Origin of the sequence: Methylobacterium tarhaniae (assembly GCF_001043955.1) — a bacterium.
In the GTDB taxonomy this organism is placed as follows: Bacteria; Pseudomonadota; Alphaproteobacteria; order Rhizobiales; family Beijerinckiaceae; genus Methylobacterium; species Methylobacterium tarhaniae.
Genome location: NZ_LABZ01000095.1, coordinates 1 through 13,558 on the forward strand (window position 1 = coordinate 1; position 13,558 = coordinate 13,558).

At 69.5% G+C, this 13,558-nt stretch carries 6 protein-coding genes; 3 read left to right on the forward strand and 3 right to left on the reverse strand.

Going from position 1 to position 13,558, the window contains the following annotated elements:
- The first annotated feature begins 50 nt into the window (after positions 1-50).
- Both VQ03_RS14025 and VQ03_RS14030 read left to right on the forward strand, forming a co-directional pair.
- Positions 51-1,421 (forward strand): MFS transporter, encoded by a 1,371-nt coding sequence (locus VQ03_RS14025; protein WP_048451508.1) that lies wholly within the window; start codon positions 51-53, stop codon positions 1,419-1,421.
- Between the two features lie 233 nt (positions 1,422-1,654).
- Positions 1,655-3,418, forward strand: a complete 1,764-nt coding sequence (locus VQ03_RS14030) for an ABC transporter ATP-binding protein (RefSeq protein ID WP_048451509.1) — start codon at positions 1,655-1,657, stop codon at positions 3,416-3,418.
- Positions 3,419-4,311: 893 nt separating this feature from the next.
- Here the strand turns inward: VQ03_RS14030 and VQ03_RS14035 are convergent.
- The 3 genes from VQ03_RS14035 to VQ03_RS14045 form a co-directional block, all read right to left on the reverse strand.
- Positions 4,312-5,619: an HlyD family type I secretion periplasmic adaptor subunit gene (locus VQ03_RS14035; RefSeq protein ID WP_048451510.1), complete on the reverse strand. Its 1,308-nt coding sequence runs from the start codon at positions 5,617-5,619 to the stop codon at positions 4,312-4,314.
- Complete coding sequence (locus VQ03_RS14040; RefSeq protein ID WP_157064105.1) at positions 5,619-7,610, reverse strand: type I secretion system permease/ATPase; 1,992 nt, start codon at positions 7,608-7,610, stop codon at positions 5,619-5,621. Before VQ03_RS14040 ends, VQ03_RS14035 begins: the two co-directional genes overlap by 1 nt.
- Before the next feature lie 133 nt (positions 7,611-7,743).
- A complete protein-coding gene (locus VQ03_RS14045) occupies positions 7,744-9,126 on the reverse strand; it encodes a carbohydrate-binding domain-containing protein (protein ID WP_048451511.1) in 1,383 nt (460 codons plus the stop codon).
- Positions 9,127-10,027: 901 nt separating this feature from the next.
- Between VQ03_RS14045 and VQ03_RS14050 the strand changes: the two genes are divergently transcribed.
- Positions 10,028-13,558, forward strand: a 3,531-nt coding sequence (locus tag VQ03_RS14050) for a N,N-dimethylformamidase beta subunit family domain-containing protein (protein ID WP_425350070.1), incomplete at its 3' end; no start/stop codon positions are given.

The window sequence follows — 13,558 nt, forward strand, 5'->3', positions numbered from 1 at the left end:
CCCCCGGCGCCGGCTCCCGACGAGGCCGCGGCGCGCAACCCGCCGGACAAATGACGCGACCGCGCCAGGCCCATCGCCGCCCCCTTGCCCATCGTGACCGGGAGGTCCCTCGTTCAGAGATGCGACCGGACCCCCGTCACGATCCGAGGCAGGAGCTGACGCGACAGGACCCGGGCCGGGATCGGGCCGGCGCGTCCGCGGGCCGGCGGTGGGAGAAGCCGGCGCCCTCGCTCACCAGCAGCCGCGGCCTCGACGCCTTCACGTTCTTCGTCGCCAACCTGCAGACGGGCTTCGGCCCGTTCGTGGCGGTCTACTTCACCTCCCAGAGCTGGACCCAGGCCGATATCGGCCTGGTCCTCACCATCGGCGGGCTGTTCAGCCTGTTCGGACAGGTTCCCGGCGGCGCCTACGTCGACTGGGTCACCTCCAAGCGCTTCGTCGCCGCCCTGTCGGTGGCGGTGATCGGCCTCTCGGCCGCCGGCCTGGCGCTGTTCCCGACCTTCCTGATCGTGGCGCTCTCCATGGCGGCGCACTCGATCGCGAGCTGCACGCTCACGCCCGCCATCGCGGCGATCAGCCTCGGCCTCGTCGGTCATGCGGGCCTGGGGGAACGGCTCGGGCGCAACGCCCGCTTCTCCTCGATCGGCAACGCGCTGGCCGCCGCCGGCATGGGGGCCTGCGGCTACTACCTGTCGAGCGAGGCGGTGTTCTACGTCACGGCGGCCCTGGCGCTGCCGACGCTCGCCGCCCTGTGGTTCGTGCGCGCGAGCGAGATCGACGTGGTGCGCCCCCAGGCGCCCGGGGGCACCGAGGCGCCGGGCGGGTGGGCGAGCCTGAAGCTCCTCCTCACCAACCGGGCGCTCCTGTGCTTTGCCGCCTGCATCACCCTGTTCTTCGTCGCCAACGCGGCGATGCTGCCGCTCGTCGGCAGCGTGCTCACGGTGCGCACGAGCCAGACCGCCACCATCCTGATCGCCGCCTGCATCATGGCCCCGCAGATGGTGATGGCGCTGATCGCCCCGGCGGTGGGCCGGGCGGCGCAGGCCTATGGCCGTCGCCCGCTCCTCGTCATCGGCTTCGCCGCCCTGCCGATCCGCGGCCTGCTCTTCGCCTACACGGATGCGCCCGAGCTCCTGGTGGCGGTGCAGGTCTTCGACGGCATCTCGGCCGCGGTGCTCGGCGTGATGGTGCCGCTGATCGTGGCCGACTGCACCCGCGGCACCGGCCGGTTCAACATGGCGCTGGGCTCCGTCGGCACCGCGATGGGCCTGGGAGCGGCGGCCAGCACCACGCTGTCGGGCTACATGGCCGACCATTTCGGCTCCCACGCCGCCTTCCTGGGCCTCTCGGCTGTGGCCTTCGTCGCCCTCGTCCTGGTGGTGGCGATCATGCCGGAGACCCGGCGCGCGCGGGAGCCCTGAAACGGGACGGAAGAATCAGGTTGCAGCGCAATGCCGCTCAACTCCCGTTCAGGAACGGCGGATTAAAGGACGGCCAGCACCATTCGCCTGCAACACAAGGCGACGCTTGCGCGTTGCGAGAAGCGGGTGGGGCCTGCGGGAGAGTGCGGAGAGGCTGCGGCGGGATTCTTGCATCCCGTCCCTCTCCCGACCGTGGGCCGCACGCGTGCGAAGAACCGGGATCGATCGCCACGATGGATGACCTCTGCGCGTACGCCAACCGGCCCTGGGCCTTCGTGGCCCGCTACCTGCGGCGCCGCATCGTGCCCCACGCGGCCATCCTGGTCGCGGTCCTGGGCGCCGTGGCCTGCTCCGTCAGCACCCAATACGGGCTGAAGGGCGTCGTCGACGCCCTCGGCAAGGGACCGGAGGCGAACCTGATCTGGCCGGCGCTGACCGTGCTGATCTGCTTCATCGCCGCCGACAACATGCTGTGGCGGGTGGCGAGTCTGATCGCCAGCTTCACCTTCGTGAACGTCACCGGCGACATCCGCCGCGACCTGTTCCAGCACCTGACCGGGCACTCGCCGTCCTACTTCGCGGACCGGCAGCCGGGGACGCTGGCGAGCCGCATCACCGCGACCTCGAACGCGATCTTCACCGCCGAGAACATGTTCGTCTGGAACGTGATGCCGCCCTGCGCGGCGGCGTTCGGCGCCATCCTCTACGTCGGCAGCGTCAGCGTGCCGATGGCGCTCGGCCTGCTCGTGATCTGCGGCGGCGTGGTGGTGCTGATGTTCCGCATCGCCGCCGCGGGCAAGCCGCTGCACCACGACTTCGCCGAGAAGGCGGCTTCCGTCGACGGCGAGATGGTCGATCTCGTGAGCAACATGCCGCTCGTGCGCGCCTTCTCGGCCTACAAGCGCGAATTCGCCCGCTTCGACCAGACCATCGGCACCGAGATGAAGGCGCGGCGCCGCTCGCTCCTCTATCTCGAGCGCCTGCGCATCATGCACGCCCTGATCACCGTCGTGGCGGTGCTCGGCCTGCTGTTCTGGGCGATCAAGATGTGGGAGGCGGGCGCCGCGACCGCCGGCCAGGTGGTGCTGGTCTGCACGCTCGGCATCACCATCCTGGCGGCGACCCGCGACCTCGCGGTCGCCCTGGTGGATGTCACCCAGCACACCGCCCGCCTGTCGGAAGCCCTGCGCACCCTGCTGCAGCCGCACGACCTGCGCGACCACCCGGAGGCCAAGCCCCTCGTCGGCGAGGGCGCCCGCATCACCTTCGAGAACGTGGCGTTCAACTATCCGGACGGCCGCGAGGTGTTCGGCGACTTCAACCTCGACATCCAGCCCGGCCAGCGCGTCGGCCTCGTCGGCCGCTCCGGCGGCGGCAAGTCGACCCTGTTCACCCTGCTCCAGCGCTTCTACGACCCGCAGAAAGGCCGCATCCTGATCGACGGCCAGGATATCGGCCGGGTCACGCAGGAATCCCTGCGCGAGGCGATCACGGTGGTGCCGCAGGACATCTCGCTCTTCCATCGCTCTTTACGCGAGAACATCCGCTACGGCCGGCCGGAGGCCACCGACGAGGAGGTGTGGGCCGCGGCCGCGGCCGCCCGCTGCACCGACTTCATCAACGACCTGCCCGGCGGCTTCGACACCATCGTGGGCGACCGCGGCGTGAAGCTCTCGGGCGGCCAGCGCCAGCGCATCGCGGTGGCCCGCGCCATCCTGAAGGACTCGCCGATCCTGCTCCTCGACGAGGCGACCTCGGCCCTCGACACCGAGTCGGAGGAGGCGATCCGCGAGGCGCTCGGCAACCTGATGAAGGGCCGCACCGTGATCGCCATCGCGCACCGGCTCTCGACCCTGAAGGACTTCGACCGGATCGTCGTTCTCGATGGCGGCCAGGTGATCCAGGACGGCTCGCCCGATCGCCTGGTGCATCTCGACGGCTTCTACCGCGACCTGATCCAGCGCGAGACGATCAAGCTGTCGCGCGAGGCGGCGTAAGCGCCTTCAGCAGCAGTAGTTCGTCCTTCGAAGCTTCGCGCTCCTGAATCCTCCCCCCTCTGCGGGGGAGGGTTCAGGGGCGAACGCCGTGAGCCGGGACAGAAGGAACCACGTTTCCGGATACGTCGCGACCGCGACAACGGGCGCCACGTCGTTCAGCGTCGCGCTGCCCCTCTCCCGCCCGGCTCCGCCGGGCACCCTCCCCCGCGGAGGCTCGTCGATTCACACATCGCGTCGTGTGCATCCCCGTCTCCCCGACAGCTCCCGGGCAAGCCCGGAGCCGTCGGGGAGACGGGAGACCCACGCCTTGTCTTGCCTCGTACAGCCCTGCGCCTGCGAGGAGCGGTGAGACCCGTACTTCAGCTGACGTCGCGTGAATGCGATAGCTCGCGAAGGGGCAGGGTTCATCAGCGCGCACTTTGCCAGGCCTTCGGTCACACCGAACCGCCCGACACGCGCCGACGCACAGTTCGACGCCCCCGTTTCAATTGGGTTCGCCGAATTTGTGCGATGCAGTGAACCTTCCGCTGCGGTCGCCGTTCTACCCAGGAGCCGCCCGCCGCCGAGGCTGCGTTGGCACGCAACTGGCTTATGGCGGGTACCATCCAACCCGGCACAACGAGGACCGTCGATGCTGAAGACCATCACCTATGCGATGATCGGTGTCCTGGCCTGCGGGCTGGTGGTGGCCGTGGTCGGCGCCTCCGGCGCCATCGGAGGCTGAGGAATCGCGAGGCCCGGTCTCGAAGACCGGGCCTCATAAAGTTTCCGATTGATCGCGTCAGGCGATCCTGGCGGATCGCTTCGCGATGCGGAAAAGCAGCTTCGCTCGAGCGCCGCGCGGGCTTGTCATGCGCTTTCCGGAGGAAATCTTCCGGACAGCGCATGACCCCTCATTTCTCCCGGAACGCGCGCGCGACCTGATCGGCGAGCGGCTTGGTGAAATAGCTCAGCACCGTGCGCGACTGGGTCTGGATGAAGGCCTCGACCGGCATGCCGGGGGTGAGCCGCACAGCGCCGAGGCGCTTCAGTTCGTCGTCCGGCACGGCGACCCGGGTGGTATAGTAGCCCTGGCCGGTGCGCGGGTCGGTGGTGAGGTCGGGGGAGATCCGTGACACCGCGCCGGTGATGGTCGGCGTGGTGCGCTGGTTGAAGGCCGAGAAGCGCAGGGACGCCGCCTGCCCGACATGGACCTGGTCGATGTCCTGCGGCGCGAGCTTGGCCTCGACCGTCAGGTGGTCGGCGGTCGGCACGATCTGCATGATCTCGGCGCCCGGCGCCACGACGCCGCCGACGGTGTGGACCGCCAGCTGATGGACGAGCCCGTCCTGCGGCGCCCGGATCTCGACGCGCTTCAGCTGGTCCTCGGCGGTGATGCGCCGCTCGGCATATTCCGACGTCTTGCTGCGGATCTCGGCCAGCTCCTTGCCGACCTCGGTGCGCAGATCCTGGTCGATCTGCAGGATCTGCAGCCGCGTCTCGGTGATGCGGCCGCGCACCTGCGCGATGGTCGAGACCAGCGTCCCCTTCTCGCCCTCCAGCCGTGCGAGGTCGCGCTCGAGTGCGCTCACCCGCTGGATCGGCACCAGCTTCTTCTCCCACAGGTCGCGCACCCCGCCGAGCTCCCGCTCGATCAGGACGATCTCCCGGGCCTTGGCGGCGATCTGCTCGTCGAGGCCGCGGATCTGCTCGTCGAGCTGGCCGACCCGCTCGGCGAGCTGGGACTTCTGGCCCTCGCGGGCACTCACCCGGGTCTGGAACAGCCGGCGCTCGCCGTTGATCAGCCCGGCCACCACGGGGTCGGCGGCCCGCGCCGTCAGCGCGGACGGGAAGGTGACGTCGGACGCCCCGTCGCGCTCGGCATCGAGCCGGGCCCGGCGGGCGGTCGATTCGTCGATCGAACGGGTGACGATGGCGAGGTTCGCCTGCAGCACCGTCTCGTCGAGACGCAGGAGCACGTCGCCGGCGGAGACCCGGTCGCCGTTCTTCACGCGCAACTCGCCGACGACGCCGCCGGTCGGATGCTGCACCTTCTTGACGTCGGACTCGACCACCAGCGAGCCGGCGGTGACGACGGCGCCGGAGAACTCGGCGAGCGCCGCCCAGCCGCCGGCGCCGACGAACAGGAATGCGCCGCCGATCGCGCCGGCCAGCAGGTGCCGGCGGATCGAGCGTTGCGTGTCGGGCGTGATCGGGCTCATCACGAGCGCCCTCCCTGGGCGAGCTTGAGGGTGAAGCCGGGCGCGAAGCTCGCCGAACCGGCCTGCATCGGCCGCTCCGCCGGCATGGCATGCGGCGGCATGGCGCGGGGCCGGTTGAGGGTGGGCAGGACCTCGTCGCGGGGGCCGAGCGCCTGGACGCGGCCCTGCGCCATCACCATCACCTGGTCGACCGCCGCCAGCGCGCTCGGCCGGTGGGCGATCACCACCACGATGCCGCCCCGCGCCCGCACCCCGGCGATCGCCTCGGTGAGTGCCGCCTCGCCCTCCTGGTCGAGGTTGGCGTTGGGCTCGTCGAGCACCACCAGGAAGGGGTCGCCGTAGAGCGCGCGGGCGAGCGCCAGACGCTGGCGCTGGCCGGCGGACAGGAGCGCGCCGCGCTCGCCGATCTGGGTCTGGTAGCCCTCCGGCAGGGACAGGATCAGGTCGTGGACCCGCGCGGCCTTGGCCGCCGCGATGATCCCGTCGGCCTCGGCGCCGGGCCGGAAGCGCGCGATGTTGGCCGCCACCGTTCCGGGGAACAGCTCGACCTCCTGCGGCAGGTAGCCGATATGGCGCCCGAGATCCTGCGGCCGCCACTGGTCGATGCGGGCACCGTCGAGGCGCACCGCGCCGCGGGCCGCCGGCCAGATCCCGACGAGCAGGCGGGCGAGCGACGACTTGCCCGAGGCGCTGTGGCCGACGATGCCGAGCCCCTGCCCCGGCGCGAGCGCCAGGCTGACGTCGAGGGCGGTGAGGCGCTGGCCCCCGGGCGGGCCGACGCTCGCCTGCTCGACGGTGATCCCGTCGCGCGGCGCCGGCAGGGCCAGGCCCTCCGGCTCCTCGCCGGCGGCCGACAGCGCCGCCCCGAGATGGCGCCAGCACTCGCGGGCCGACGAGAAGGTCTTCCAGTAGCCGATCGCCTGGTCGATCGGCGCCAGCGCCCGGGCGCTCAGGATCGAGCCGGCGATGATGACGCCCGCGGTCGCCTCCTGGCGGATCACCAGGAAGGCGCCGACGCCGAGCACCGCCGATTGCAGCACCACCCGCAGGATCTTCGAGGCGTTGTGGATCGCCCCGGTGATCTCGGCGGTGCGCTCCTGGGTGGCGTGGGAGGCGGCGTTGGCCCGGGCCCAGATGCCGGCCAGGTCGGGCTCCATGCCCATCGCCCGCACGGTCTCGGCGTTGCGCCGGCTCGCCTCGGCGACGAAGCCGCGGGCAGCTCCGGCCTCGCGGGCGTCGCGGGCGTGGTGGCGGGTGAGGATCTCGGCGAGCGCCGTCAGGCCGACGAGGGCCAGGGCGCCGAAGAGCGCGGTGAACCCGATCCAGACGTGGAAGGCGAAGAGCAGGCCGAGATAGACCGGGACCCAGGGCAGGTCGAACAGGGCGCCGGGGCCCCCGCCGGCGAGCGCGGCGCGGATCTGGTCGAGGTCGCGCATCGGCCTGAGGCCGTCGGCCTCCGCCCGGCCGCGCAACGGCAGGGTGACCACGGCGCGGAAGACCTGCCGGCTCAGGGATTCGTCGAAGGCACGCCCGGCCCGCAGCAGCAGGCGCGACCGGATCAGGTCGAAGAAGCCCTGGCCGAGATAGAGCACCAGCACGATCAGGCTCAGGCCCACCAGGGTCGGCACGCTGCGGCTCGGGATCACCCGGTCGTAGACTTCGAGCATGTAGAACGAGCCGGCGAGCGCCAGCAGGTTGACGGCGCCGCTCAGGACCGCGACCCCGAGGACGACGTGGCGCAGGCGCGCCAGCGCCGCCACCATCGGCGGGGCCGAGGCGGCCCGGGACCGGCCGAGGCCGAAGGCCGTCAGCGCGTCGCTGCGCAGGCCCTCCTCGGGAGCGGCAGCCTCGGTCTCCGCGCCGGAGGCGGCGAAGCGGTCGCGCCCCCCATGCAGGGCCGGTTCGGCCAGGTGGCGGGCGGCGTCGCGGGCGCGCCGGACGGTGCCGGCTCCCGGAAGGCGGAGATCGGGGCGGGGATCGAGAAAGGTCACGGGGTTGCTGGGCTCCGTTCGGCGCGCGGCAACGGGCCCGGCCAGTCACGGCGGGCGGCGCAGCGATGATGAGGCGGGAGGGACGCGCTCGGGGAAACCCCGCCCGCCAGGGGCGGGCGGGGCGTCACGACCCTCAGACGAGGTAGTCGTGGAAGGTGAAGTGCTTGGTGCCCGCATCGGCCAGGGTCAGGTGGGCGCCCTGGACGTTCTGGCCGGCATAGGTGGCGCTGTCGACGTAGAGGTTACGGTCGGTCGCATCCGTGCCGCCCCAGGCGTCGTTGAGGAACTTGACCGCCACGTCGTGGTTGCCCTGGCCCCAATCGCCGCGCACCGAGATCAGGTCGGACTGACCCGCGCTGTGCAGGGACTTCGCGGTCTGGACCCCGCCGATCTGCTTGCCGTCCACCGAGATGGTGTACTGCGCGTCGCCGCGATAGGCGTCCTGGCTGATCTTCAGCAGCAGCTGGTCGGACCCGCTGCCGAGGCTGACGGTCGGCTGGGCCGTGCCGCCGGTGGCCGGAGCCGCCGGGGTGGTCGGCGCGGTGACGATCGGCGAGGTCGCCGGCGGCGCCGTGGTGACCGGCGGGGTCACGGCGTGGTCGCCGCCGCCCGCCGGGGTCGAGGCGGTGTTGTTCGTCACCATCTCCAGGTGGGCACGGATGGCGCCCATGTCCTTGAACAGGTTGTCGGCCTGGCTCTGGCTCACGCCCGACTCGAGGTAGGCGAGCTGCATCGTGTTGGGGCCGGAGGTGTCGGTGACGTAGCCGCCGTAGTTCTGGTAGGCCTTGGCCAGCGCCATGCCCTCGGCGGTCTTGATGCCGATCGCGTTCAGGTCGACGTCCTTCGGGATCGCGAACAGCGAGCCGATCGGGATGGTGCCGGAATAGCTGCCGCTGAAGCCGTCGGCGGCGGTCGCCGGCCAGACATAGGGGGACTTCGCCGAGCCGGCCTGGGTCGTCGAGATCGCCATCGCCACGGCGTGGTCGATGTGGCCCGCGTCGAGATCCGCCTTCTGCACCACGCCGCCCATCAGCGACATGCCGGCGGCCCGGATGCCCTCGTGCGCGCCCGGCACGTTGGCGATGCCGTCACCCGTCAGGGTGTTCTCGACGACGTAGTTGGCGTGGTAGCTGTTGCCGCCGGTCTTCGAGCCGAGCCAGGTCTCGATGTAGTGCTGGCCGTCCTCGGAGACGATGATCGCCCAGCCGTCGGCGGTCTTGAACTGCACGTCGGTCGGCGTCCGCATCTGGAACGTGCCGTTCATCGACGAGGTGTTGCCGAAGGTCCAGTCGGCGTTGGTGGCCCGGCTGTCATAGCTCCAGGTGGCCAGCGGGTCGGTCGATTTCGCCTGATAGATCGGAACCGCGTCCTGGCCGATCCAGGTGTTGACGCCGGCTTGGTGCTGGATGGAGGCGGTCTGCGCTCCGGATGCAGACTGGAACTGGGCGTTCGACCCAATCGGGGTGTTCCAAATGCTGCTCGGCGCAAAAGGCTGCGCGACCGTTTGATAAGCCATGTATCACTTCCGAATCTGTGGAAAGGCAGCCGAACCGCGGAGCGCGGTGGCATCGATGCGCTGTCAGAAAAAGATCAGGGCCCGTCCGGGGCCCGACCCGATGCGCGAGGCGGACAATAAGTAGCAATGTTTGCCTGTCAAGCCTGGGTTAATCAGCGTAGTCTTGCCGATACTTTATCAAATATTCCTGCAACGATCGGCGGAAGGCAGGCGATTCGCCGGTTCTCCCGGCGAAAATGGGCGCAATGATTTTTAATCCGTGCGGCAGATGGCGGTCCCCACATCAAGAGATCGACACCGACAACTCTCAAGCTGTCGGTGCAGTGCAGCAACTTGGCCGTATCGATAACGCGATGTTTGGTTCTGCCACCTGTCGGATAGCGCGTATCCATCACCATACATAAGATGAATGATCGTCCCGTTATGGGACGCATCCCGGCAGCGGGTGATGAGGCGCCGCGCTGAATGCAGCGAAGCTGCGCGTCGATTTCGAGATCTCATGACCCGCCACAGACCATTCCGGTCGTCGGATCGACCGCTCCGCTTGCAACGACTGACGGCGCGAAGCATGACCTCGTCGAGAGACCTGCGACGACTTGCAAAAGCGGCAATAACGGCCAAATGACGGCCGGGTGTCCGACCGCGATCTGCCGCCGACTCAAAGCGCGTCCGAACCAATCATGGAATACCGCCTTAAGGCGTACGCGGAAGTTATCGCTTGCACCGAAAGGCCATGCACGCAGCCGGCCTAAGGCTCCTTCCACAATGCAGGTCCAAATGTGACAGTGCCGTTCACCGCGAATCCTTCTTGTCGAAAGCAGATTCCATGCTCTATTCCGACGAGACAACCGCCGATCAGACCCTGAATCCGGTCCAGACCGGCGGCAATGCATCGTCCCAAATGCCTGGAGCGGGCGAATCGCTGAATGCGGCAACCGCAGCCGGGGACGATTCCGCATCTGCGAGCAAGGTCGCGGCACGTCTGAGCGCGGCGCCCGTCGGCTCGAGCGGTACGCCCGACGCGGCGGCGCCGGTCCAGACCATCAAGGACCTCGCCGTGACCCCGGCCCCGTCCGCCGCATCGAACGCCGTGTTCTGCTGCGGCTCCTGCGGCTACGTGAGCTGCCCGTCCCGGATCCTCGACCTGCCGGCCAGCACCATCCTGTCGACCAACGGGCAATTGCCCGGTTACGGCAGCAGCGCGCCGGTCGGTGCCATCACCACCCTGCCCGGCGGGGCGGAGACTGCCGCGGCCGGCCCGGGCAAGACCCAGATTCCCCGCATGAGCGGCCCGATCACGACCGCGGTCGCCACGTCGAAGCCCTCCCCCGGCGTGACCGTCAACTCGCTGAGCGCCAACTCGCTGAGCACCTCCGGCACCGCCACGGCCACCGCCGCCAACAAGATCGTGCTCGAGAACCAGAAGCTCGGCAGCCCGGTCAGCGAGTGGGGCATCAACGGCTCCGGCGACGACAACATCGAGGGCTTCGCCACCGATATCAGCACGAATGTCGGCAAGACGGTCAACTTCAAGATCGACACCGATTCGAACAACTATCGGATCGACATCTACCGGCTCGGCTATTACGGCGGCCTCGGCGCGCGCAAGATCGATACGATCCAGCGGACCGGGCGGCAGGTCCAGCCGACGCCGCTGCGCGACGCGGCGACCGGGATGGTCGATGCCGGCAACTGGTCGATCTCGGCCTCCTGGACCGTGCCGACGGACGCGGTCTCGGGCGTCTACATCGCCAAGCTGACGCGCCAGGACGGCGTGGCCGGCGAGAACGAGATCCCGTTCATCGTCCGGGACGACTCGAGCCACAGCGACATCATCTTCCAGACCGCCGACCAGACCTGGCAGGCCTACAATCCCTGGGGCGGGGCCAACTTCTACGGCGGCAACGGCCCGGCCACCGGCCAGGGCGCGGGCCGCGCCTACGCGGTCAGCTACAACCGGCCGATCACCACCCGCGGCGGCGGCCTCGCGGCCGGACCGCAGGACTACATCTACGGCGCCGAGTTCCCGGCGATCATGTGGCTCGAGCAGAACGGCTACGACGTCTCGTACATGTCGGGCGCCGATGCCGACCGGTATGGCAGCCTGCTCAAGAACCACAAGATGTACCTCGATGTCGGCCACGACGAGTACTGGTCTGGCCCGCAGCGCGACAACGTCGAGGCGGCGCGGGATGCCGGCGTCAACCTGGCCTTCTGGAGCGGCAACGAGGTCTACTGGCGCACGCGGTTTTCCAACAGCATCAGCAGCGACGCCACGCCGTACCGCACGCTGGTCTCGTACAAGGAGACCTGGGACGCCGACCAGAACGCCGATCCGAGCAACCAATGGACCGGCACCTGGCGCGATCCCCGCGGGCCGGCCGGCACGGTCGGCAACAACGACCCCGAGAATGCCCTGACGGGCACGATCTTCCAGGTCGATGCCTACGTTCTCGACACGATCACGGTGCCGTACGACGACGCCAACCAGCGCTTCTGGCGCAATACCAGCATCGCCAACCTGCAGCCGGGCCAGACCGCCTCGCTGAACAAGAACTATCTCGGCTACGAGTGGGACGAGGCGCCCGACAACAACTCGGCTCCGGCCGGGCTGGTGCGGCTGTCCTCGACCACCCTCGACCAGTCGACCTATCTGCAGGATTACGGCAACACCACCGGCAAGGGCACGGCGACCCACAGCCTGACGCTCTACCGGGCGCCGAGCGGCGCCCTCGTCTTCGGGGCCGGCACCGTCTACTGGTCTTGGGGCCTGTCGGCCAACCACGACAACGAGGCGACGCCGACCGATCCGCGGATCCAGCAGGCGATGGTCAACCTGCTCGCCGATATGGGCGTGCAACCGGGAACCCTCGACCCGAACCTCAAACCGGCCTCCGCCTCGACCGACCACACCGCGCCGACCTCGACCATCACCACGCCGACCACAGGGTCCAGCGTGGCGGCATTCACGCCCGTCACGATCACCGGCACCGCCACGGATGCCGGCGGCGGGGTGGTCGCGGCCGTCGAGGTCTCGACCGATAACGGCGTCACCTGGCGCGCCGCCACCGGCGACGAGAACTGGAGCTACACCTTCGCGCCGCAGGTCGCCGGGACCTACATGATCCGCACCCGGGCGACCGACGACAGCATCAACATGGAGAGCCCGTCCGCCGGGCGCAGCCTGACGGTGACGCCGTCGCCCTCCCTGACCCTGTTCTCCGGCGCGGCGAAACCGACGGTCACCAACACCGTCGACAGCACGCCGGTCGAGCTCGGCGTCCGGTTCCAGAGCTCCACCACCGGCACGATCAGCGGCATCCGCTTCTACAAGAGCTCCCTCGATCGCGGGGTCCATGTCGGCACCCTGTGGTCGAGCACCGGGCAGAAGCTCGCCACGACGACCTTCAACAACGAGACCAAGGACGGCTGGCAGACCGCCACCTTCTCGACCCCGATCACCATCAACCCGGGCACGACCTACACCGCCTCCTATTACTCGACGCTCGGGCATTATTCGAGCGACGTGAACTACTTCGACAACGCAGTCACCAGCGGCCCGCTCTCGGCGGCCGGCGGCAGCAACGGCGTCTTCGTCTACAGCAACACGAGCCAGTTCCCGACTCAGACTTTCAGCAACACCAACTTCTGGGTCGACGTCCTGTTCAACCCGTCCTCCGGCACGCCGACGAACCAGGGGCCGACTGCCGTCAACGATACCGGCCCGGCGGTGACGCAGAACACCGCGGTGACGTTCTCGACCGCGACGTTGCTCGCCAACGACACCGACCCGAACGGCGACCCGCTCACGGTCACCGGCGTGAGCGCCCCCACCAACGGCACCGTCTCGCTCAACCCGACCAACGCCACCGTCACCTTCACGCCGACCGCCAACTACACGGGGGCCGCCGGCTTCAGCTACGCGATCTCGGACGGGCGCGGCGGCACCTCGTCGGCGACTGTCGCGCTCACGGTCTCGGCGCCCGGCACCGGCCCGGTCAGCCTGTTCTCGTCCTCGGCCACGCCGGCCGCGACCAACACCAACGACCTCAACCCGGTCGAACTCGGGGTGAAGTTCCAGGCCTCGACCGCCGGCACGGTCAGCGCGGTCAAGTTCTACAAGGGCACCCAGGATACCGGCACTCATACCGGCACCCTGTGGTCGAGCACCGGCCAGAAGCTCGCCACCGCGACCTTCTTCAACGAGACCGCGAGCGGCTGGCAGACCGCCACCTTCTCGAACCCGGTGACGCTCACGCCCGGCGCCACCTACACGGCGTCCTACCACACCAATACGGGGCGCTACTCGCAGACCGCCAACGGCTTCGCCAACGCCGTGACCAGCGGCCCGCTCACGGCGCCGTCCTCCGGCAACGGCGTCTACGCCTATGGCAGTTCCAGCCTGTTCCCGACCAACACCTACCAGAACACC